This is a genomic window from Streptomyces sp. NPDC054770 (assembly GCF_053611985.1).
Map to the genome: position 1 here is coordinate 1 of NZ_JBSHBL010000016.1, position 20,173 is coordinate 20,173.

General features: G+C 72.0%; 20 protein-coding genes. 7 read left to right on the forward strand and 13 right to left on the reverse strand.

The features are described from left to right. Positions 1-114: 114 nt before the first annotated feature. From ykgO to ACWGKQ_RS16490, 4 genes are all read right to left on the reverse strand, one after another. Positions 115-237, reverse strand: coding sequence for a type B 50S ribosomal protein L36 (gene ykgO / locus ACWGKQ_RS16475; protein WP_046728129.1), 123 nt, complete (start codon positions 235-237; stop codon positions 115-117). A gap of 35 nt (positions 238-272) precedes the next feature. After that, positions 273-533 carry a type B 50S ribosomal protein L31 gene (locus ACWGKQ_RS16480; RefSeq protein WP_453292614.1) on the reverse strand — a complete coding sequence of 87 codons (261 nt, stop codon included), beginning with the start codon at positions 531-533 and terminating at the stop codon, positions 273-275. A 115-nt stretch (positions 534-648) separates the two neighbouring features. Continuing rightward, positions 649-813 (reverse strand): 50S ribosomal protein L33, encoded by a 165-nt coding sequence (rpmG, locus tag ACWGKQ_RS16485; RefSeq protein WP_046728127.1) that lies wholly within the window; start codon positions 811-813, stop codon positions 649-651. Positions 814-940: 127 nt separating this feature from the next. After that, entirely contained in the window at positions 941-1,714 is a 774-nt protein-coding gene (locus tag ACWGKQ_RS16490) for a sulfite exporter TauE/SafE family protein (RefSeq protein ID WP_453292615.1), read from the reverse strand. Between the two features lie 135 nt (positions 1,715-1,849). Between ACWGKQ_RS16490 and ACWGKQ_RS16495 the strand changes: the two genes are divergently transcribed. Next, the gene (locus ACWGKQ_RS16495; protein ID WP_453292616.1) at positions 1,850-2,320 is read left to right on the forward strand and encodes a Dps family protein; all 471 of its coding nucleotides are present in this window, start codon (positions 1,850-1,852) and stop codon (positions 2,318-2,320) included. Between the two features lie 12 nt (positions 2,321-2,332). On the opposite strand, the gene ACWGKQ_RS16500 is transcribed toward ACWGKQ_RS16495, so the two are convergent. Further along, positions 2,333-3,265, reverse strand: coding sequence for a LysR family transcriptional regulator (locus tag ACWGKQ_RS16500; RefSeq protein ID WP_453292617.1), 933 nt, complete (start codon positions 3,263-3,265; stop codon positions 2,333-2,335). A 71-nt stretch (positions 3,266-3,336) separates the two neighbouring features. On the opposite strand from ACWGKQ_RS16500, the gene ACWGKQ_RS16505 reads away from it, so the two are divergent. The 5 genes from ACWGKQ_RS16505 (at position 3,337) to ACWGKQ_RS16525 (ending at position 8,567) form a co-directional block, all read left to right on the forward strand. Then, on the forward strand, positions 3,337-4,224 hold the full coding sequence (locus tag ACWGKQ_RS16505; RefSeq protein WP_453292618.1) for an SDR family NAD(P)-dependent oxidoreductase: 888 nt from the start codon (positions 3,337-3,339) through the stop codon (positions 4,222-4,224). A 129-nt stretch (positions 4,225-4,353) separates the two neighbouring features. Further along, positions 4,354-5,277, forward strand: a complete 924-nt coding sequence (locus ACWGKQ_RS16510) for an SDR family NAD(P)-dependent oxidoreductase (RefSeq protein ID WP_453292619.1) — start codon at positions 4,354-4,356, stop codon at positions 5,275-5,277. A gap of 173 nt (positions 5,278-5,450) precedes the next feature. After that, positions 5,451-6,854 carry a glutamine synthetase gene (locus ACWGKQ_RS16515; protein ID WP_453292620.1) on the forward strand — a complete coding sequence of 468 codons (1,404 nt, stop codon included), beginning with the start codon at positions 5,451-5,453 and terminating at the stop codon, positions 6,852-6,854. Continuing rightward, positions 6,854-7,996 (forward strand): amidohydrolase family protein, encoded by a 1,143-nt coding sequence (locus ACWGKQ_RS16520; RefSeq protein ID WP_453292621.1) that lies wholly within the window; start codon positions 6,854-6,856, stop codon positions 7,994-7,996. Before ACWGKQ_RS16515 ends, ACWGKQ_RS16520 begins: the two co-directional genes overlap by 1 nt. A 43-nt stretch (positions 7,997-8,039) precedes the next feature. After that, entirely contained in the window at positions 8,040-8,567 is a 528-nt protein-coding gene (locus ACWGKQ_RS16525) for an NUDIX hydrolase family protein (RefSeq protein WP_453292743.1), read from the forward strand. A gap of 42 nt (positions 8,568-8,609) precedes the next feature. Here ACWGKQ_RS16525 and ACWGKQ_RS16530 read toward each other — a convergent pair whose 3' ends face one another. The 8 genes from ACWGKQ_RS16530 to ACWGKQ_RS16565 all read right to left on the reverse strand — a co-directional run bounded on the left by ACWGKQ_RS16530 (position 8,610) and on the right by ACWGKQ_RS16565 (position 19,065). Continuing rightward, positions 8,610-9,122 (reverse strand): PadR family transcriptional regulator, encoded by a 513-nt coding sequence (locus ACWGKQ_RS16530; protein WP_453292622.1) that lies wholly within the window; start codon positions 9,120-9,122, stop codon positions 8,610-8,612. 43 nt (positions 9,123-9,165) lie between these two features. Continuing rightward, positions 9,166-11,322, reverse strand: a complete 2,157-nt coding sequence (locus ACWGKQ_RS16535) for an ATP-binding SpoIIE family protein phosphatase (RefSeq protein WP_453292623.1) — start codon at positions 11,320-11,322, stop codon at positions 9,166-9,168. 9 nt (positions 11,323-11,331) lie between these two features. Next, a complete protein-coding gene (locus ACWGKQ_RS16540; protein WP_453292624.1) occupies positions 11,332-12,327 on the reverse strand; it encodes a TIGR01777 family oxidoreductase in 996 nt (331 codons plus the stop codon). 127 nt (positions 12,328-12,454) lie between these two features. Next, positions 12,455-13,708, reverse strand: coding sequence for a serine hydrolase domain-containing protein (locus tag ACWGKQ_RS16545; RefSeq protein ID WP_453292625.1), 1,254 nt, complete (start codon positions 13,706-13,708; stop codon positions 12,455-12,457). A 37-nt stretch (positions 13,709-13,745) separates the two neighbouring features. Beyond that, on the reverse strand, positions 13,746-14,546 hold the full coding sequence (locus ACWGKQ_RS16550) for an ATP-binding cassette domain-containing protein (protein ID WP_453292626.1): 801 nt from the start codon (positions 14,544-14,546) through the stop codon (positions 13,746-13,748). After that, complete coding sequence (locus ACWGKQ_RS16555; RefSeq protein ID WP_453292627.1) at positions 14,543-16,519, reverse strand: dipeptide/oligopeptide/nickel ABC transporter permease/ATP-binding protein; 1,977 nt, start codon at positions 16,517-16,519, stop codon at positions 14,543-14,545. Before ACWGKQ_RS16555 ends, ACWGKQ_RS16550 begins: the two co-directional genes overlap by 4 nt. 17 nt (positions 16,520-16,536) lie before the next feature. Further along, on the reverse strand, positions 16,537-17,478 hold the full coding sequence (locus ACWGKQ_RS16560) for an ABC transporter permease (RefSeq protein ID WP_453292628.1): 942 nt from the start codon (positions 17,476-17,478) through the stop codon (positions 16,537-16,539). Between the two features lie 24 nt (positions 17,479-17,502). Continuing rightward, positions 17,503-19,065 carry an ABC transporter substrate-binding protein gene (locus ACWGKQ_RS16565; protein WP_453292629.1) on the reverse strand — a complete coding sequence of 521 codons (1,563 nt, stop codon included), beginning with the start codon at positions 19,063-19,065 and terminating at the stop codon, positions 17,503-17,505. A gap of 572 nt (positions 19,066-19,637) precedes the next feature. On the opposite strand from ACWGKQ_RS16565, the gene ACWGKQ_RS16570 reads away from it, so the two are divergent. Then, positions 19,638-20,141 carry a methylated-DNA--[protein]-cysteine S-methyltransferase gene (locus ACWGKQ_RS16570; protein WP_453292630.1) on the forward strand — a complete coding sequence of 168 codons (504 nt, stop codon included), beginning with the start codon at positions 19,638-19,640 and terminating at the stop codon, positions 20,139-20,141. Positions 20,142-20,173 lie beyond the last annotated feature (32 nt).

Genomic DNA, 20,173 nt, shown 5'->3' on the forward strand with positions numbered 1-20,173 from the left:
GCACAGGCACCCGAACGGCGCCGGCGTCCGGAATCCGGTCGGCGGAGGCACGCCGTGACGTGCGACGGCCGCCCGGCGGGATCGCCGGGCGGCCGTCGTGGGACGGGGCCTCCGTCAGCCCTGGCGGGCCTTGAAGCGGGGGTCCTTCTTGTTGATCACGTAGACCACGCCACGTCGGCGGACCACCTGGGCGCCGGGCTTGGCCTTCAGTGAGCGTAGGGACTTGCGCACCTTCATGGTTCTGTTCTCCTCGGGTCGGTCGCCGGGCCGGGTCAGCCGCGGGCGGCGGCGGTGCGGCCGTAGCGGCGCTCGAAGCGCTCCACCCGGCCGGTGCTGTCCACGACCCGCGTCCTGCCGGTGTAGAAGGGGTGCGACGCGGACGAGATCTCCACGTCGATCAGCGGGTAGGTGTTGCCGTCCTCCCACTCGACCGTCCGGGACGAGTCGGCGGTGGAACGGGTCAGGAAGGCGGTGTCCGCGGCCCGGTCGCGGAAGACCACGAGGCGGGACTCGGGGTGGATGCGGGACTTCATGGGGTTTCCTTTCCTGGGCCTCGGCCCTGCGGGGTTCCCGGGGTCTGCCCGGCCGGTCCTCCCGGGGCGCTCGGCCCTGCTGTTCGCTGCGGTTCGGCGTTCTTCGCGCGAGCGGTCAGCGCTCTTCGCGGAAGTCGACGTGCGCGCCGGCCACCGGGTCGTACTTGCGCAGGACCAGCCGGTCGGGGTCGTTCCGGCGGTTCTTGCGGGTCACGTAGGTGACACCGGTCCCGGCCGTCGACTTCAGCCTGACGACGGGACGCGCGGTGCTGCGTGCCATGAGGTCCTCCTTTCGCCCACACCCTGGATCTTTGATCCGGGCATGTCATTCACGACCTGTCCAACAACACCTCCCGCCATCGCATTCCCGGGCCGCCGGACCGGCCGGGGGCTCCCGGTCGGACCGTTCAGCGCAGGAGGAGCTGGAGGCCGCCGACGATCGTCGCCGCGATGACCAGCTGCTCGAACAGCCGCTGGTTGATCCGGTGCACGGCCCACTTGCCGATGAACGCGCCGGGGACGACGAACGCGACCAGCGCGGCGTCGAGGAGCAGCGAGTGGCCGTCGATCAGGCCGAGGCCGGCGCTGAAGGGAACCTTGGAGAGGTTGACGATCAGGAAGAAGAAGGCCGAGGTGCCGAGGAAACCGAGTTTCCGGAAACCGGCCGACAGGAGGTACAGGGACATCACCGGGCCGCCCGCGTTCGCGACCATCGTGGTGAAGCCGCCGAGCACGCCGTACGAACCGGCCTTCACCCGGCCCGCCCGGGTGGTGACCGCGTCCGGGTCGTCGGGTCGCTCGGCCGAGCGGCGCCGCCACAGGGTGACCCCGGCCATCAGCAGCAGGATCGCGCCGATCGAGGTCCGTACGACGCTGTCGTCGGCCCAGACCAGGAACAGGGTGCCGATCAGCACGCCGGCCGCGACCGCCGGGAACAGCCGCCACAGCGTGGGCCAGTGGGCGTGCCTGCGGTAGGTCGCCACGGCCAGCACGTCGCCCGCGATGAGCAGCGGCAGCAGGACCCCGGTGGAGGCGCGGGCCGGGAGTACCGCGGCGAAGATGGCGAGACTGACGGTGTTGGCCCCGCTGACGGCGGTCTTGGAGAAGCCGACGAGCAGAGCGGCGAGTGCCAGGGCGGCGAACTCCCAGCCGGATATGTGCCAGAGCGTCATCGTGTTCATGCGGGGACCGATGTTATGTCCGGACAACCCGACGATGTAAGTACCGTCTCGCCGATCGGCCGTGCGCGTTTGCGGCTGATCGGCACGGGCACCCGCGCAGCGATGACGGCACAGCTCGGAAGGGAGATGCGCACCATGTCCGTGGTGAGGAACACGCTGCCCGACGAGGCGCTCCGGGTCACCGGGAGCGCCCTCCAGGAGACCCTGGTGGATCTGCTCGGACTGTCGCTGACCGGGAAACAGGCGCACTGGAACATCGTGGGACCGCGGTTCCGCTCGATCCATCTCCAGCTCGACGAGATCGTCGCCACCGCCCGCACCTACTCGGACACCGTCGCCGAGCGCGCCGCCGCGCTGGGTGTGCCGCCGGACGGCCGCCCGGAGACCATCGCCGCGGCCTTCTCGCTGCCCGGCACCAAGGACGGCTGGCTGCGCGACGACGAGGTCGTCGACCTGATGGTGCGGACCCTGGAGGCGGCGATCGGGCGGCTGCGCGAGCGGATCGCCGCGACCGCCGAACCCGACCCGGTCACCCAGGACCTGCTGATCTCCCTCACCGCCGACCTGGAGAAGCAGCGCTGGATGTTCGCGGCCGAGAACACCTGAGCCTCCCGGGGCTCACCCGGGCCGGTCCGCCGCGTCCGCGTCGAGTGCCGCCGCCCGCAGAGCGGCCGCCACCCGGGTGACCGCCTCGGCCGGCGGGTGCGGCAGCCGTGCCAGGAGCTGACGGCGCTGTTCCTGAGGGCCGCCGCGGACGGGCAGGATCCGGACACCCGGCGGTGCGGCGGAGGCGAGGGCGGCCGGCACGGTGGTCAACCCGCATCCGGCGGCGACGAGATGGAGCTTGGCCAGCCAGTCCCGCGCGATGTGCGCGATCTCCGGCCGCTCGTCCAGGCCGGGCCACACGCCCATCAGCCGGTCCTCCCCGGAGGCGGACCCGGCGATCCAGCGCTGCCCGCGCAGGTCGGCCACGTCGACGAAATCACCGCGGGCCAGGGGGTGACCGGCCGGCAGCGCGAGACACAGGGCGCGTTCGGTGAGGGTCTGCAGCACCAGCGGGGGCGATTCGGCGTCCGGCGCCCGGAACGGCGGTGCCGAGGCGAGCAGGGCCAGGTCGATGCTGCCGGCCCGCAGGGCGCGCACCAGTGCGGGGGTGGTGCCCTCGCGGCCGACGACCCGGAGCCCGGGGTCCGTGCGGCGCAGCGCGGTCAGGGCGCGGGGCACCAGCGCGGCGCCCGCGGTGGGGAACCAGCCGAGACGGACCGTGCCGGCCTCTCCCGGCAGCCCGGACAGTTCCCTCGCGGTCGCCTCGATCTCGTCCAGCACGGTCGTCGCGCGCCGCATGACGACCCGGCCGGCCGCGGTGAGCCGTACGCCGTCGCGCCGTCGCTCGAGGAGCTCCGCGCCCGCCGCCCGCTCGATCGCGGCGATCTGCCGCGACACCGCCGACTGGGTGTAGCCCAGCGAGGCCGCGGCCGCGGTGAAGGTGCCCTGTTCGGCGACCGCGCGGAAGACCCGCAGCGCGGTGAGTGACACATCGTTGAAGTCCATGACGTTTCCGCATACTAGCGGTGCATAACTTTCGTTGGACTCATGGACACGGCGTTCCTAGCGTGGGACGCATGAACGCTTCCCGCATCGCCCTCGTCACCGGCGCCAACCAAGGACTCGGCCGCGCCCTCGCCGAAGGACTCGCCGCCCGGCTGGGCCCGGACGACCTGGTCCTGCTCACCGGACGCGACCCCGGGCGGGTGACCGACGCCGCCGTCGAGATCACCCGGCAGCCCTCGACACGCGCCCGCGTCGAGGGCCGGGTCCTGGACGTCACCGACACCGACGCGATCGCCCGGCTCGCCGACGAGCTCAGGGCCCGGTACGGCGGGGTGGACGTCGTCGTCTCCAACGCGGTCGCCCGGGTACTGCCCGAGGACTCGCAGTCCGCGCGGGCCGACGAGTTCATCGACGTCTCGAACACCGCCACCCACGCGGTCCTGCGCTCCTTCGGCGCCGTCCTGCGCCCGCGCGGCAGGCTGCTCGTGGTGGCCAGCTCGCTCGGCACCCTGGGCCACCTCGACCCGCGGCTGCACCACCTGTTCGACGGCGCGAGCCTCGACCAGGTGGAGTACGCCGTCGAGTCCTGGCGCAGCGCCATCCACAACAGCACGGCGGCGGAGGCGGGCTGGCCGGTCTGGCTGAACGTGCCCTCGAAGGTGGCCCAGGTCGCCGCGGTCCGCGCGGTCGCCGCCGAGCGCCGGGAGCAGGACCTGGCCACCGACACCCTGATCGCCGCCGTCTGCCCCGGCATGGTCGACACCGCCACCTCCCGGCCCTGGTTCACCGACTACAGCGGGGCCCAGTCCCCCGCCGAGGCCGCCCGCGCGGTGCTCGACCTGGTCTTCGCCGAGCAGGTCGAGCCCGCCCTCTACGGCGAACTGATCCGCTTCGGCGAACCGCTGCCCTGGCGCGAGGGCACGCCACCGGTGGAGCAGGACCGCCTCGTCACACCGTGAGCACCGAGCCCGACGCCGTCCGGCACCACATGGCTCCGCACCACATGGCTCCGCACCACACGTCTCCGCACCACACAGCCCCACAGCACGCAGCACGCAGCACGCAGCACGCAGCACGGAGTTCTTTTCATGAGCGCCATCAGCACTCCCTTCGGCTTCTCCAGCACGGCCGCCGAGGTCGCGGCGGGCATCGACCTGACCGGCCGCCGTGCGGTGGTCACCGGCGCCTCCTCGGGCATCGGCGCGGAGACCGCCCGGGCGCTGGCCTCGACCGGTGCGGAGGTCACCCTCGCGGTGCGGGACCCGGCCGCGGGCGAGCGGGTCGCCAAGGACATCGGTGAGACGACCGGCAACCGGCAGGTGCGGGTCGCACAGCTGGAGCTGACCGACCCGGCGTCGGTCGCGGCCTTCGCCGCCGCCTGGCAGGGCCCGCTGCACATCCTGGTGAACAACGCGGGCGTGATGGCCTGCCCGGAGCAGTACACCGAGCAGGGCCGGGAGTGGCAGTTCGCCACCAACCACCTGGGCCACTTCGCCCTGGCCACCGGGCTGCACGGGGCGCTGGCCGCTGACGGCGCCGCCCGGATCGTCGTCGTCAGCTCCACCGGTCACCAGCGGTCGCCGGTGGTGTGGGACGACATCGACTTCGCCTTCCGGCCCTACGACCCGTGGCTGGCCTACGGTCAGTCCAAGACCGCCAACGTCCTGTTCGCGGTGGAGGCCACCCGGCGCTGGGCCGCGGACGGCATCACCGCCAACGCCCTGATGCCCGGCGCGATCTACACCAACCTCCAGCGCCACACCGGTGGCCGCGGCAGCGGGCAGGTCCCGGCGGAACTCATCAAGACCACCGAGCAGGGCGCCGCGACCTCGGTGCTGCTCGCCACCTCGCCCCTGCTCGAAGGGGTCGGCGGCCGGTACTTCGACGACTGCGCCGACAGCGAGGTCGTGGACCGCCGCACCGGCACGCTGCACGGCGTGGCGCGCTACGCCGTGGACCCGGACAACGCGCGCCGCCTGTGGGACCTGTCGGAAGAACTCCTCGCCGACTGAGCCCGGAGCCCCGCCCCATCCCCCGTCCCCCTCCGCCGCCCCCCTCCCCCGCCCCGCTCCCCCTCCTCGCAGAAAGAGCCCGTACCGCCCGGCGCCGGTAGCGCAGTTCGGCGCGGTCGCCGTGAAACCCTGGCCGGGACGCGTGCATCCGAGCCCGTCGAGGAGGACGTCGTATGCCACCCCTGGTCGACCCCGTGCCCGGTGGGAGTCCCGGCGATCTCGCCCGGGCCCATGCCCTCGCCCACGAACTGTCCGCGCAGGGCGTGCGCGGGATCGTGCTGGCCCATGTGGACACCGCCGGGGTGTGCAGGGTCAAGACGGTGCCCTGGCAGGGGCTCCAGCCTGCGGTGGCCTGGGGTGTCGGCATGTCCCCGGTGTTCGACACGTTCCTGGCGAACGACGCGATCGTGCGTACCGACGTCCTCGGCTCGCCCGACGGCGATCTGCGGCTCTACCCGGACCTGGACCGGCTGGTGGTGCTGGCCGCACAGCCCGGCTGGGCCTGGGCGCCCGTCGACCGGGTCACCCAGGAGGGCGACCGGCACCCCGGGTGCAGCCGCACCTTCCTGCGCCGGGTCGTCGCCGACGCCGAGGACCGGCACGGCATCACGTTCAAGGCGGGCGTCGAGATCGAGTGGGCGCTCGGCCGGGCCGCCGCGCCGGCCGACGAGTTCGTGCCGGCCACCTCGGGCCCGGCGTACGGCGCCGCCCGGCAGATCGAGCTGAGCGACTACACCGCCGACCTGCTCGCGGCCTTCGAGCGGCAGGAGGTGCCGGTCGCCCAGCTGCACCCCGAGTACGCGCCCGGCCAGTTCGAGCTCTCCACCGGCGCCCTGGACCCGGTGGCGGCGGCCGATCAGAGCGTGCTGGTGCGCCAGACCATCCGGGCGGTCTCGCAGAAGCACGGCCTGCGGGCGAGCTTCGCCCCGGCCGTCGCCGAGCGGGGCGTCGGCAACGGCGGCCACCTCCATCTCTCCCTGTGGCGCCACGGGGTCAACCTGCACGTCGGGGGCGACGGAAGGTACGGCATGACGGCCGCGGCGGAGTCCTTCATCGCCGGGCTGCTGACGCACCTGCCCGCGCTGACGGCGGTGACCGCGCCGAGCCCGGCCAGCTATCTGCGCCTCAAGCCCTCCCAGTGGGCGGGGGTGTTCACGGCCTGGGGCCGGGAGACCCGGGAGACCGGGATCCGGGTCATCACCGGCACGGCCGGCCACCAGAGCCAGGACGCCAACCTGGAGATCAAGCCGGTCGACCTGGCCGCCAACCCGTATCTGGCCCTGGGCTGCGCCATCGCCGCCGGACTCGACGGCCTCGCCTCGGCCGCGGCGCTGCCCGAGGAGGTCCGCGACGACCCGGCCCGGCTGATCCCGGACGAGGCGGTGGCGCGGGGCGTGCGCAGGCTGCCGACCTCGCTCCCCCAGGCCGTCGAGGAGTTCCGCGAGGACAAGGTGCTGCGCGCCGCGCTCGGCCCGGTCCTCGCCGACGCGGTGATCGCCGTACGCGAAGGCGAGGCGGCGGCCGTGGCCGGCCTCGACGACGCCGGGGTGGCGGCGGCCTACCGCTGGAAGTACTGATGGCGGGACCGATCCTGGAAGCCCTCGACGCGCTCCCCCTCGTCGACCACCACTGCCACGGCGCGGTCACCGCCGACCTCGCCGAGCCGGAGTTCGCGTCGCTGCTGACCGAGGGCGAGGCCTGGCCGGGCGTCTCGCCGTTCGACACCCCGGCCGGCCTCGCCGTACGACGGCACTGCGCGCCCCTGCTCGGCCTGGACCGGCACGCGCCCACCGCCGAGTACCTGGCGCGCCGGGCCGAACTGGGCTGGCAGGAGGTCAACCGCCGGTTCCTGGCGGCCGCGCACACCGAGGCGTTCTGCGTGGACACCGGCTTCGCCCCGCACCCGGTCACCTCCCCCGCCGAACTCGCGGCGGCGGCCGGTGCACGAGCGTACGAGGTCGTACGTCTGGAGAGCGTCGCCGAGGCGGTGGCCGCGCAGGGCATCGAGGCGGCCGGGTACGCGGCCGCCTTCCGCGCGGCGGCCGAGGCGGCGGTACGGCGGCCGGGGGTGGTCGCGGTCAAGTCGGTGGCCGCCTACCGCACCGGCTTCGCCCTGGACCCGGCGCGCCCGACGTACGCCGAGGTGACCCGCGCGGCCGCGCTGTGGTTCTCCCGGGGCGGCAAGCTGACGGACCCGGTGCTGATGCGTCATCTGCTGTGGACCGCCGTCGGTCTCGGGCTGCCGCTCCAGCTCCACGCCGGTTTCGGGGACTCGGACCTGCGGCTGCACCTCGCGGACCCGGCCCTGCTCACCGACTGGCTGCGGCTGACCGCCGGCACCGTCCCGGTGCTCCTGCTGCACTGCTGGCCCTACCAGCGCCAAGCCGCCTACCTGGCCGCGGTGTTCGAGCATGTGCACCTCGATGTCGGGCTCACGCTGCACCACGTGGGGCCGGCCCGGGCCGGGGCGGTTCTGGCGGAGGCGATGGAGATCACGCCGTTCCGCAAACTCCTGTACAGCTCGGACGCCTATGGTGTGGCTGAGTTCCACCACCTCGGCGCGCTGTCCTTCCGGCAGGGACTGGCCGGATTGCTCCAGGACCGGGTGGACGCCGACGAACTGAGCCCGACCGACGCGGTGCGGATCGCCGCCTGGACAGGACGCGACAACGCCCGTCGCCTCTACGGACTTCCCGCATCCGACCCCGGCCGCGACTGACCCGCGCGCCCCGCCCGGAAAGTATGATCAAGCAATGTCTGACATGACCGATACCACGCCCGGTTGGCTGTCCTCCGACGAGCTGGAGATGGCTCGCGCCCGCATGCCGATCCTGTACGTGGAGGCCGTGCCCGTGCGCGTCGACGACAGCGGCGAAGTCACCAGCATCGGGCTGCTGCTCCGAATCGGCCCGGACGGAACGGTCAGCCGGACCCTCGTCTCCGGCCGGGTCCTGCACCACGAGCGGGTCCGCGACGCCCTGCTGCGCCATCTGGAGAAGGACCTCGGCCCGGTCGCGCTGCCCCGGGTGCCGACCTCGCTGCAGCCGTTCACGGTGGCCGAGTACTTCCCGACGCTGGGCGTCACCCCGTACCACGACCCGCGTCAGCACGCGGTGTCCCTGGCCTACATCGTGCCGGTCACCGGTGACTGCCGGCCCCGGCAGGACGCCCTGGACCTGGTGTGGTTCAGCCCGCAGGAGGCGGTGTCCGAAGCCGTGCAGAGCGAGATGCCCGGCGGCCATTCGGTGCTGCTGAAGCAGGCCCTGGCCCATGTGGGGTTCGTGAGCTAGGGAGCCGCCCCGGGCACCCGGCCGGTGTGCCGCCGACGGCGTTCAGCCGAGCTGTTCGGCGGCCCAGCGGGCCCACTCCCGCTCCATCTCGGCCCAGCGCAGGCCGTATTCCAGGGCGATCCGGCCGTTGGCGGTCAACGGTCCCTCGTCCTGCTCCAGTTCGGTTCTCAGCTCCGCGAGCCGGTCGTAGTAGGCCCCGGCCAGCTCCGCCCGCTCGGCGAGGACCGAGCGGGCCTGGTCGTCCGTCGCCAGGCTGAAGAAGAACACCTTCAGCAGCAGTTCGCTGCGGCGCGGCTGCTGCTGGGTCGGGGCGACCAGCCACTCCCGCAGTTCCTTGAGCCCCTCCTCGGTGACCCGGTACTCCTTGCGCCTGCGCGGCCCCTCGGCGGAGACGTCGACCAGTCCGGCCTCCGCGAGGCGGTTCAGTTCCCCGTAGACCTGGCTCTGGGTGGCCGGCCAGACGTAGGCCAGCGAGGTGTCGAACAGCTTCAGCAGGTCGTAGCCGCTGGCGGGCCGGTCGACGAGGAGTCCGATGAGTGCGTGGCGAAGGCTCATGATTCCATCGTAAGTCCAGCATTGACAGATCCGGCAAGACATCTCAGCTCAGACCTGTTGATGATGGAACATCGGAGCCGTTCGGGATGTCCTGTTCGGTCCAGATGCACTTGGCGTCGCTGAGGTAGCGGGCGCCCCAGCGCCGGGACAGCGCGGCGACCAGCTGGAGGCCGCGGCCGCCCTCGTCGGTGTAGGTGGCATGGCGGATGCGCGGGGTGCTGAGGCTGCCGTCGTAGACCTCGCAGGTCAGGATGCGGCTGCGCAGCAGTCGTAGCCGCATGGGGCCCTTGGCGTGCCGGATCACGTTGCCGACCAGCTCGCTCACCAGGAGTTCGGTGGTCATCGACAGATCCTCCAGGCCCCACCGGGAGAGCTGGTCGCGGACGAGTTCCCGGGCCCGCCCGGCCGCCCGGGGGTCGTCGGGCAGGCCGAAGGAGGCGATGTCGCCGGCCGGCATGGCCCGGGTGTGGGCGATGAGCAGGGCCGCGTCGTCGGTGGTCCGCTCCCGGTCCGGCAGCAGCTCCGAGACGACCGTCTCGCACAGCTCCGCCAGGGCGCGGACGTCCTCCTCCTGGTCGGCGCCGGTGAAGCGGGCCGGGCGGACCGCGGCCCCGCCCAGCACGCGCCGCAGCTCGGCCAGGCCCTGCTCGGCGTCCCGCGCGCCGGACTCGATGAGCCCGTCGGTGCACAGGACGACCAGGCTCCCGTCCGCGAGCGGGAGTTCGTGCACGGCGAACGGCGGGGTGGCGGCGCCGAGCGGCGGATCGGGGCTCACGACGGGGCTCCGCGCGGTGCCGTCGGGATGCACGAACACCGGTGGCGGATGCCCGGCGAGGGAGTAGCGGCAGGTGCGGCCGACCGGGTCGTAGACGGCGTAGAGGCAGGTGGCGTAGAAGTCCTCGCCCAGGTCGCTGACCAGGTCGTTGAGGTGGCCGAGGAGCTCGTCGGGGGCCATGTCGAGGTCGGCGAGGGTGCGTACGGCGGTGCGCAGCCGGCCCATGGTGGCGGCCTCGGCGATGCCGTGGCCCATCACGTCGCCGATCACCAGGGCGACCCGGTCGGCGGAGAGCGGGATCACGTCGAACCAGTCGCCGCCCACCTGTTCGCCCCGGCCCGCCGGCAGATACCGTGCGGCCGCGACGGCGGCGGGCAGCCGGGGCAGGATCCGGGGCAGCAGGGCGCTCTGCAGTTCCTGGGCGCGGGCGTGCTCCAGGTCGTAGAGGCGGGCCCGTTCCAGTGCCTGGCCGACCAGGGCGCTGAGCGTGGTCAGGTGGGCGCGGTCCTCCTCGCTGAAGAGGCGCGGCCGGTTGTAGGACAGGACGGAGACCCCGACGGCCCGCCCGGAGGCGATCAGCGGCAGGAACGCCCACGCCGTCTTCGGCGAGACACCCATCATGATCTTGTCCGTGACGGCGGGATAGCGCTCGTACATCTGGGCGGGCGACTCCATGAACTGCGGCCTGCGGGTGCGCAGCACGTCGGTGACGGGCATGCCGGCGTTGAGCGGGCCCTCGAACCGCCGCAGGTAGTCCGCCGGGTACCCGACCTCGCCGACCCTGGTCAGCCTGCCGTCCTCGAACACGGAGACGATCAGCCCGTCGGCGCCGAACGGTGACAGGACGTGCTGCGCCACGGCCCGTACGACGTCCTGGACGGTCACGGCCTCGGCGAGCGTCGCGGTCAGCTCCATCGCCCGGGCCGTCCGCCCGTGCCCGGGCGGGGTTTCCCGGCGCGGTGTCCTTCCTTCCGCGCGGTCCAGGTGTTCGGCGGCCCAGGCCGCCACCGCGTGCAGGAAGGACAGCTGTACGTCGCCGGGCTCGCCGGTCCCGGGCGCCAGCAGCACCGAGAGCGTGCCGACCGGCCCGTCGGCCCCGATCAGCGGGACCGCCACCGCGCCGGCCGCGCCGGTCCCGAGGCCGTCCCCGGCCACCTGGACGAGGACACCGCGCCGCAGCGCCCGGGACGGCGGTGTGTCCTGTTCCTCGCGCAGCTCCGCCCAGGGCCGCGCGGCCTCGGCGTCGACACCGTCCACCGCCAGCAGGGTCAGCAGGCCCGTGCCGGGATCCCAGCGGTGCAGGAGGGCGCCCTGCCCTCCGACGCCCGTCGTCGCCTGCCGAAGGGCCAGCGCCGGCATGCTCGCCCGCGCCGCCGAGGCCGGGGACGACTCGGGTTCGGCCCCTTCCGGACGGTTCGGGCACATGACCTCAGGTTAACGCGGCAGGTCGGAGCGACCACCGGGGACGCCGGACGGCTCCTGCTCCTGCTCCTGCTCCTGCTCCTGCTCCTGCTCCTGCTCCTGCTCCTGGGACAGCGCGGCGCGCAGCGCCTCGTCGATGCCGGGCTGCCGGAACGTGAAGCCGGCCTTCAGCAGACCGGCCGGAACGGCTCGGCAGCTGCCCGTGATGCCCTCGGAGAACCCGCCCAGGACGGTCCTCAGCGCGAAGGCGGGGACGGCGGCGAGGGTGGGCCGGTGCAGGATCCGGCCCATCGCGCGGGTGATCTCGCGGTTCGTCAGCGGTTCGGGGGCGGTGAAGTTGAGGGGGCCGGCGATGTCGTCGTGGTCGATCGCGTGGCGCAGGGCGGCGATGTGGTCGGGGAGCGAGATGAACGGCCAGAACTGGTCACCCGAGCCGAGCCGGCCGCCGAGGCCGAAGCGGAAGAGCGGGAAGAGCTTGCCCCAGGCGCCGCCGTCGGCTGAGACCACGAGACCGGTACGCGGGTGCACGACCCGGACGCCGGCCCGCTCGGCCGGCGCGGCGGCGGACTCCCAGCCGACGCAGACGGAGGCCAGGAAGTCGCTGCCGGCCGGGTCGGACTCCGTGACGACCCGGTCGCCGGTGTCGCCGTAGTAGCCGGTGGCCGAGGCCGAGACCAGCACCCGGGGCGGTTCGGCGGCCTCGGCGCAGGCCTCGGTGATGGTCCGGGTCCCCTGGAGGCGGCTGAGCCTGATCTCCTGCTTGTACGCCGCGGTCCAGCGCCGGTCGCCGACCCCCGCTCCGGCGAGGTGCACGACGGCGTCGACACCGTCCAGGACGGCCGGGTCCAGCCGGGCGCCGGGCTCCCAGGGCGCCGATTCGGTCCCGTCCGACGCCGGGGCCACGGTCCGGCCGCGGGTCAGACGCAGCACGCGGTGACCGTCGGCGAGCAGGGAACGGGTGAGGGCGGAACCGATGAGTCCGGTGGATCCGGTGATCGCGACGCGCATGACGTTCTCCGATGAGCGACTGTTTGAGAATTCAAACTCTCGGCTCCACCGTACTCCGCCCGGATGTCCGCAGCGCATAAGCAACCGGGTCGCACCACGCCCGGCCGCACCGCGTCCCCCTTGTGGTTCAGGCGGTCATGGCCTGGTACACGAGCGTTCGCAACTGGCGGCGCAGGGGCGGTCGGTGCTTGCCCCAGGTGACGACCTGCGTGCAGAACACGGCCGTGACACCGTCGACCGGGTCCACGAAGAAGTGCGTGTTCGCCGCACCGGACCAGCCGAACTCCCCCTTGTTGCCGGGCGAGGACGCGGCCACGGGGTTCGTGACGACGTAGAAGCCCAGTCCGAAGCCGCAGCCACGGTGCTCGTCGTCCGGGTACACCGCGACGGAGTTCAGGTCGGCGCCGCCGGGGAGGTGGTTGGCGGTCATGAGGGCGAGCGTGCGCGGGCCGAGCAGCCGTTCGCCGTCGAGTTCGCCGCCGCGGACGAGCATGGCCGCGAACCGGTGGTAGTCCGCCAGGGTCGACACCAGTCCGGGCACGCCGCTGCCGGAAGGGAACTGAGCCGGCTCGCGGAAGGTGGGCCGCAGTTCCCCGTTCACGGCCAGCCGGCCCGACTCGGGGTCCGGGCTGTAGACCTCCGCCAGGTCCGGCAGCCGCTCGGGCGCGAGCGAGAACGTGGTGTCGGTCATCTTGAGCGGGCCGAGCACGTTCGTCTCCATGAACCTGTCGAGGGTCTCGCCGGCGACGACCTCGACGATCCGGCCCAGTACGTCGACGCCGAGGGAGTAGTTCCAGGCGGTACCGGGTTCGAACAGCAGTGGCAGGCCGCCCACATCGGCACACATCTGCCGGAGTGTGGTGCCCGGCAGCGGGAGCACGTCGAAGCCCGCCTGGCGGTACACCGCGTCCACCGGGTCCATGTGGGAGAGCCCGAGGGTCAGCCCCGCGGTGTGCGTGAGCAGGTGGCCCACGGTCACGGGGTGTGCGGCAGGGCGCACCCGGAGGCTGCCCGGTGACCCGCCGTCGTAGACCGTCATGTCCGCGAACTCGGGGAGGTAGGCGCTGACCGGGTCGTCGAGTCCGAGCAGGCCGCGTTCCACCAGCATCATGACGGCGACGGAGGTCACCGGTTTCGTCATGGAGTACAGGCGCCAGAGGGTTCCTGGTTCGACCGGGAGCCCGAGTTCGAGGTCCCGGAGTCCGCCACCCGCCGCGTACACGGGTTCGCCGTTCCGGGCCACGAGCGCCGACCAGCCCGGGATGATCCCGAGGTCCGTCTGCCGGTCGAAGAACTCGGTGATCCGCGCCAGCCGTCCGGCGCTGAAACCGGACCGCTCCGGCGGCTCGGTGACGCCGAAGCGGTCGGTGAACTGCTGCATGTGTGCCTCCGCGTACTGAGGTCGGGGACTGCCTGTGTCAACGGGCGGAAGCAGCGGGGGTCACGTCGACCCCGGCCGCCGTCAGCAGTCGTCGTGTGTAGGGGTGTGCCGGATCGGCGTAGACGTCCTCGGTCGTTCCGCTCTCCACGACGTCACCGCGGTACAGGACGACGATCCGCTGGGCGAGGTGCCGGACCACGGCGAGGTCGTGGGAGATGAACAGGTAGCTGACACCTGTCTGCCGCTGGAGCGTGGTGAAGAGGTTCAGGACCTGTGCCTGGACCGAGAGGTCGAGCGCGCTGACCGGCTCGTCGCAGACGATGAGTTTCGGCGACATGACCAGGGCGCGGGCGATGGCGATCCGCTGCCGCTGGCCTCCGGAGAACTGGCGCGGGTAACGGCCGGCCGCCTCGGCCGGCAGCCCGACCAGCGCCAGTACCTCCCGTATCCGCTCCAGGACCACGGACCGCTCGTCGCGGGAATGCACCAGAAGGGGTTCGGCCAGGGTCTGGCCCACGGTCAGAGCCGGGTTGAGTGAGCCGTTGGGGTCCTGGAAGACGGCCTGGATGCTCTTGCTCAGCTCCCTGCGCCGGGCCGCGCCGGCATGGGTGATGTCCCGGCCGTCGAACAGGATCGTGCCCTGGGTGGCGGCCGTCAGCCCGAGCACGGCACGGCCCAGGGTGGACTTGCCGGACCCGGACTCGCCGACCAGGGCGACGGTCTCGCCGGGCCGGATGTCCAGGGACACGTCCCGGATGGCCGGGGTGCCCTTGCCGCGGCGGTGGTACGACACGGACAGACCGCGGATGTCGAGCAGCGGCGCTTCGGTCGTGCTCACGCGGACACCTCCAGCTCTTCGCCGGCCCGCACACAGCGGGCCAGGCCTTGGTCGGTGGGCCGGATCAGGGCGATCGGCGCCTCGGTGCAACGGGAGACCCGGTCGGGACACCGCTCGGCGAAGTGACAGCCGACGGGCCACTGCCCGGGGGGCGGCACGGTGCCGGGGATGGTGGGGATGGGCTCGCCCACCATCGCCAGCCGCGGGTTCGCGGCGAGCAGCTTGCGGGTGTACGGGTGCGCCGGCGCGGTCATGACCTGGTCGGTCGGACCGGCTTCCACCACCTGGCCCGCGTACATGACCAGGGCGGTGTCGCAGGCCTCGGCGATGACGTCCCAGTCGTGGCTGATCATCAGCAGCGCCATGCCGGTGTCCCGCTGGATGGTGCGCAGCAGTTGGACGATCTCGCGCTGGACGGTGACGTCGAGCGCGGTGGTCGGTTCGTCGGCGACCAGGATGCGCGGGCGTCCGGCGAGTGCGACGGCGATGGAGACGCGCTGGGCCATGCCGCCCGAGATCTGCGACGGGCGCAGCTTCATGACCCGGTCCGGGTCGGGGAGCTGTACCTGGACGAGCAGTTCACGGGCCCGGAGTGTGGCTTCCTTGCGGGAGAGCTTCTCGTGGGTGCGGACCGCCTCACGCAGCAGGTGGCCGATGGTGAACAGGGGATCGAGGCCGACCATGGGTTCCTGCGAGATGAAGGCGATGGTGCCGCCGCGCAGCGCCCGCCACCGGGCCGCGCGGAATTGTCCGACGTCGGTGCCGTCGATTTCGACCGTGCCCGAGGAGACGCGGGTGCCGGCGGGCAGCATGCCGAGCAGCGCCAGCCCCGTCATGGACTTGCCGCAGCCGGATTCGCCGACCAGTCCCACCGAGCGGCCCTGCCCCACGGACAGGCTCACCTCGCTGATCAGGTCGGCCTCTCCGTGCTCGGTGTCCGCGGTGACGGTCACCTTGGTGAGCCGTACGACCGGGTTCGGGTCCTCCGGCAGCCGGGCGTCGTCGGATTCCGGCACCGCCGGAGCGTCGGCCACCGGGGCGGACGCCTTGCGGCGTCGGGCCGGCTCCGTGTGCGAGGTGCCGGACCAGCGCTCGGCGAGCGTGTCGCGCAGGCCGTCGCCGAGGACGATCAGTGCCGCGGCGGTCACGGCGACAAGACCGCCGGTGGGGATGGCCAGCCAGAGGCTCTCGTTGAGCGTCTGCGAGGCGTCGGCCATCATGCCGCCCCAGGAAGGCGCGGGCGGCTTCACCCCGAGACCGATGGCGTTCAGGCCGGCCGCGATGAGCAGGGTGTTCGCGCACGCCAGCGCCGTGTTCACCAGGACCAGGCCGGTGATGCGCGGCAGCACGTGCCGGCGGGCCACCCGCCAGGTGCTGAGCCCGGACACCCGCGCCGCGGCGACGTAGGTCTCCCGGCCGACCGTCAGCGACGCCGACCGGACGACCCGCATCATGCCGGGTACCGACAGCAGGCCGATCACGACCATGGCCGCGGTCATGCTCTGGGAGAACAGGGCCAGCACGATCAGCAGCAGGATGATGCCGGGGATCGACATCACCACGTCGGCCATCCGCATGAGCACGGCGTCGAGACGGCCCCGCCGCAGGCCGGCGACCAGGCCGAGGGGAACCGCGATCACCAGGGTGATCACCACGGCGGTCGCGATCTCCCGGAACGTGTCCGCGCCGCCGTACATCAGACGCGACAGCACATCACGGCCGAGCCGGTCGGTGCCGAGGAGGTGTTTCGCGCTCGGCCCGCTGAGTGCCGCGGTGAAGTCCGCCTGCTGCGGCGGGTACGGCGCGAGCCACCTGGCGCCGAACGACGCGATCAGTTCCAGGACCAGGACCACGGCCGGAATCGCGATGCGCGGCCGGCGCAGGACGCGGCGCAGGACGGACCCCCGGGACGGGCGCACCGCGGCGGAGACGGGGGAGGCCGGAGCGTCCTTTGCCTGTTCGGGTTTGGTCATCGATGCTTCCTGTGTGCTCATGCGGCGACCGCCTGTGGGTTGAGCCAGCCGACGGCGAGGTCGAGCAGGAGGTTCAGGCCGACCACGATGAGGGTGAAGTACACCGCCACTCCCTGGATGACCGGAATGTCGCCACTGGACGCGGCCGTGACCGCTGCGCTGCCCAGACCGGGCAGACCGAAGAGTTCCTCGATCACCACGGCCGACCCGAGCAGTCCGATGAGGTTGTTGCCGGCCACGGTCAGGACCGTGACGGAGACGTGCCGCAGCGCGTGCTTGAGCAGGATCGACCGCTCGCTGACGCCGTTGGCCCGCAGGTTGCGGACAAAGTCCCGGCCCAGCACGTCGGCGAGCTGCTCACGGGTCTGCTTGGCGATCACTGTGACCAGCGCGAAGGCCAGTGCGGCCACCGGCAGCAGCAGCGAGCGCGCCCAGCCGCCGGCGGACGTCCCGAAGAACACGTAGCCGTTCGCCGGCAGCAGCCCGAACCGGGTGTTGAAGATCCAGATGCCCAGCAGGCCGACCCAGAAGGCGGGGATGGTCATGCCGGCGATGGACGCGGTGTCCGCGGCGACCCGCGTGGTGCGGCCGCCGCGGGCGCCGGCCATGCCCAGGACGACCCCGACGACCAGCGCGAGCAGGGTGGTCGCGATCACCAGGGAGAGGGTCACCCCCAGCCGGGTGTTGAGGGTGCCCGAGACCGACTCGTTGCTGCTGATCGACTGCCCGAGGTCGCCGTGGACCGCGTCCTTCAGCCAGGCCCAGTAGCGCTCCCAGACCGGCTGGTCGAGGTGGAGGCGGTGCCGCAGTGCGGCGACCGCCTGGGGTGAGGCGTTCAGACCTCCGATGGACCGGGCGGCGTCACCCGGTATGAACAGCTGGAGGAAGAAGGTGAGCGCCGAGACGAAAAGCAGCAGGGGCACTGCCTGCACGATCCGCATTCCGCTGGTTCGCCACATGACGTGGTGCCTTTCTCGGGAGGGTCACTTGGCGGCGTGGAGGGACGTCAGGTCCGGCGTGAGGTTCGTGGCCGAGAGGCCGATGCCCTGGAGGCCGGGCCGGGCGTAGACGATCTTTTCCATGGAGACCATCGGGATCGTCCAGGACAGGTCGGACAGCCGCTGTTCGAACTTCTGCCAGCCCTGCTCCTGGAGCTGGGCGGTCGGCGCGGAGGCCGCCTTGCCGTACAGCGCGTCGAGCTGCTTGTCGTTCTCCTTGAACGGGTTGCCCCAGCTGTACAGGAGATCGTTGCCCTGGGCGTACGGCGGGGTGATGCCGTCGCCGTAGTCGAACATCATCGCCGGGTACTTCGTGTAGGTGGAGAAGAGCTCGTTGACGTTCGCCGGGACGTTGATCTTGACGTTGATCCCGATGTTCGCCATCTCCGCGGCGAAGGCCTCAGCGGCCTGGGACTCTCCGACGCCCGTGAGGTTCACGGTGATGGGCAGGGTGAAGCCGTTGGGGTAACCCGCCTCCGCCAGAAGCTTCTTGGCCTTGTCGACGTCGTAGGCGTACTTTCCTTCGCTGCCCTGGGTGTAGCCGCTCGTGTTCGGGAGGACGGGATAGTCCCAGCCCTTGGCGTACGTGCCGTACAGGGCTGTGGCGATCGAGTCCCGGTTGATGCCGTACATCATGGCCTGCCGTACCCGCAGGTCACCCAGTGCCTTGACCATGGCCCCGGTCCGGTCCATGATCATCAGCTGCATGATCGAGAAGGGGCTCGACAGGACCTGGAACCCGGCCGACTTCGCGGCCTTGGCGGTCGTGGAATCCCCGAGCGCGTAGTCCACCTCCCCGGAGCGGAAGGCGCTGAGCGTGGTGTTCTCGTCCTTGATGACCTTGACGACGACCTTCTTCCAGTGCACGCGCGACTTGTCGAAGTACGTGGGGTTGGGGACGTAGGTGTAGGTCTGCCCGGAGACGGTCTGCGACGCGTCGATCATGTACGGCCCGGCGCCGTGCGTGGTGGTCCCGAGTTCGCCCGTCTTGCTGAGGCCGACCGGGCTGATGATCTCCCCGGTGGTCGGCCTGGAGAGGTAGAGCGGCATCAGCGGATCGGACGTCTTGAGGTGGAGGCGCAGCTTGAGCGGGGAGAGGACGTCGATCGAGCCCACGGGGGCCAGGTCGGCCGCCAGCGGTCCGCCGGCCTTCGCGTAGTACTGAAGCGACTTCTTCACGCCCGCGGCGGTGAGGGCGGAGCCGTCGTTGAACTTCACGCCGGACCGCAGGGTGATGTCGAAGGTCTTGCTGCCGGAGCCGACATAGCCCCACTTGACCGCGAGGTCGGAGGTGTACTTCCCGTCCGGGGTCTGCCGGATCAGCGTGTCGTATGCCAGTTCGAAGAAATACTGCTGCGGGTCGGAGGAACCGCCCAGAGCCGGATTGAGGGTGTTGGGCGCGATCGCCGAGGCGACCGTCAGGACGTTCTTGTTCTGGGCTGTCGCGGTGCCGGACGAAGCGCTGTTTCCGCCGCCGCATGCGGTGGTCAGCAGCGCCAGCCCGGCGGCACCGGCAGTGACTGTGAGAGTGAGGCGCGAGCGTGTCATCTGAACCTTCGGCGTCGGAGCATCGAATGGGTACGCGGGACTCGTGGATGTTCCGTTGGTGTGAGTCCGCGCGATGTCGGAGCGGCAGGGCGGTCCTGCAGCAGGTGGGTGCCCTGAGAGCGGTGGGGACGCCCCGACAGGTGGCGTGAACGCGGCGCTTCGAGCGGGCGGCGGACCTGCCGGTGCTCGTGTTGCTGCACTCGGTGCTGTGGAGGTGCTGCTCAGCCGACTCTTGTGGAGGCCGGCCTGAGTAATGTGCGGGGCCCGACGGGTACGTTCGTTGCTCGCGCGGCGGTATCACGCATGAAGCCGCCTCCCAGCGGAGCCCCTGGAATCGAGTGGGCTCATTATTCGGCCAAGCGGTCCGATCCGAGAACGACAGGAGTCCGCTGAGCGGACCGCCGCGTACCGTTGCCGACGTGGTCCGACACGGACTTGTCTCCGCCTGGAGTGGTTGCCCGGCGCCGGTCAGCGCCGCACCCCGCAGCGTGACGTCCGGATCCCGCCAGCACCCGTGCTCCCCGGACAGCAGAGTCGAAGGTGACACGCATGCTGACGAGAAGGAGGCGACGATGACCGCCTGCACGACGATCACCAGCCCGCTGGGCGACCTGCTCCTGGTCGGCGAGGACACCGGCGACGGGATCACCCTGGCCTCGCTGTCCATGCCCGGCCAGAAGAACGCCCCGGCCGTCCGGCCCGGCTTCCGCCAGGACAAGGAGCCGTTCGCGGACATCATCCGCCAACTGGAGGCGTACTTCGCGGGCGAACTCACCCGCTTCGACATCCCCTTCACCCCGGGCGGCACGGACTTCCAGCGGCGCGTCTGGCGCGCGCTGGAGCAGATCCCGTACGGCACGACCACGACGTACGGCGCGCTCACCGAACAACTCGGCCCAGGGCGCGAGCGCGTCCAGGCGGTCGGCGCGGCCATCGGCGCGAACCCGCTGCTGCTGGTGCGCCCCTGCCACCGTGTCATCGGCGCCGACGGCTCGATGCGCGGTTACGCGGCAGGCGTCGACCGCAAGATCCACCTCCTCACCCACGAGGGCGCCCTGCAGCCCGCCCTCCTCTGACGTAAACGGCGCTGCACCGCCTTCAGGGAAGG

What these genes read in the sequence shown, in the direction of transcription:
- ykgO (WP_046728129.1), bottom strand. Translation starts at nt 237, where the DNA reads ATGAAGGTGCGCAAGTCCCTACGCTCACTGAAGGCCAAGCCCGGCGCC.
- ACWGKQ_RS16480 (WP_453292614.1), bottom strand. Translation starts at nt 533, where the DNA reads ATGAAGTCCCGCATCCACCCCGAGTCCCGCCTCGTGGTCTTCCGCGAC.
- rpmG (WP_046728127.1), bottom strand. Translation starts at nt 813, where the DNA reads ATGGCACGCAGCACCGCGCGTCCCGTCGTCAGGCTGAAGTCGACGGCC.
- ACWGKQ_RS16490 (WP_453292615.1), bottom strand. Translation starts at nt 1,714, where the DNA reads ATGAACACGATGACGCTCTGGCACATATCCGGCTGGGAGTTCGCCGCC.
- ACWGKQ_RS16495 (WP_453292616.1), top strand. Translation starts at nt 1,850, where the DNA reads ATGTCCGTGGTGAGGAACACGCTGCCCGACGAGGCGCTCCGGGTCACC.
- ACWGKQ_RS16500 (WP_453292617.1), bottom strand. Translation starts at nt 3,265, where the DNA reads ATGGACTTCAACGATGTGTCACTCACCGCGCTGCGGGTCTTCCGCGCG.
- ACWGKQ_RS16505 (WP_453292618.1), top strand. Translation starts at nt 3,337, where the DNA reads ATGAACGCTTCCCGCATCGCCCTCGTCACCGGCGCCAACCAAGGACTC.
- ACWGKQ_RS16510 (WP_453292619.1), top strand. Translation starts at nt 4,354, where the DNA reads ATGAGCGCCATCAGCACTCCCTTCGGCTTCTCCAGCACGGCCGCCGAG.
- ACWGKQ_RS16515 (WP_453292620.1), top strand. Translation starts at nt 5,451, where the DNA reads ATGCCACCCCTGGTCGACCCCGTGCCCGGTGGGAGTCCCGGCGATCTC.
- ACWGKQ_RS16520 (WP_453292621.1), top strand. Translation starts at nt 6,854, where the DNA reads ATGGCGGGACCGATCCTGGAAGCCCTCGACGCGCTCCCCCTCGTCGAC.
- ACWGKQ_RS16525 (WP_453292743.1), top strand. Translation starts at nt 8,040, where the DNA reads ATGACCGATACCACGCCCGGTTGGCTGTCCTCCGACGAGCTGGAGATG.
- ACWGKQ_RS16530 (WP_453292622.1), bottom strand. Translation starts at nt 9,122, where the DNA reads ATGAGCCTTCGCCACGCACTCATCGGACTCCTCGTCGACCGGCCCGCC.
- ACWGKQ_RS16535 (WP_453292623.1), bottom strand. Translation starts at nt 11,322, where the DNA reads ATGTGCCCGAACCGTCCGGAAGGGGCCGAACCCGAGTCGTCCCCGGCC.
- ACWGKQ_RS16540 (WP_453292624.1), bottom strand. Translation starts at nt 12,327, where the DNA reads ATGCGCGTCGCGATCACCGGATCCACCGGACTCATCGGTTCCGCCCTC.
- ACWGKQ_RS16545 (WP_453292625.1), bottom strand. Translation starts at nt 13,708, where the DNA reads ATGCAGCAGTTCACCGACCGCTTCGGCGTCACCGAGCCGCCGGAGCGG.
- ACWGKQ_RS16555 (WP_453292627.1), bottom strand. Translation starts at nt 16,519, where the DNA reads ATGACCAAACCCGAACAGGCAAAGGACGCTCCGGCCTCCCCCGTCTCC.
- ACWGKQ_RS16560 (WP_453292628.1), bottom strand. Translation starts at nt 17,478, where the DNA reads ATGTGGCGAACCAGCGGAATGCGGATCGTGCAGGCAGTGCCCCTGCTG.
- ACWGKQ_RS16565 (WP_453292629.1), bottom strand. Translation starts at nt 19,065, where the DNA reads ATGACACGCTCGCGCCTCACTCTCACAGTCACTGCCGGTGCCGCCGGG.
- ACWGKQ_RS16570 (WP_453292630.1), top strand. Translation starts at nt 19,638, where the DNA reads ATGACCGCCTGCACGACGATCACCAGCCCGCTGGGCGACCTGCTCCTG.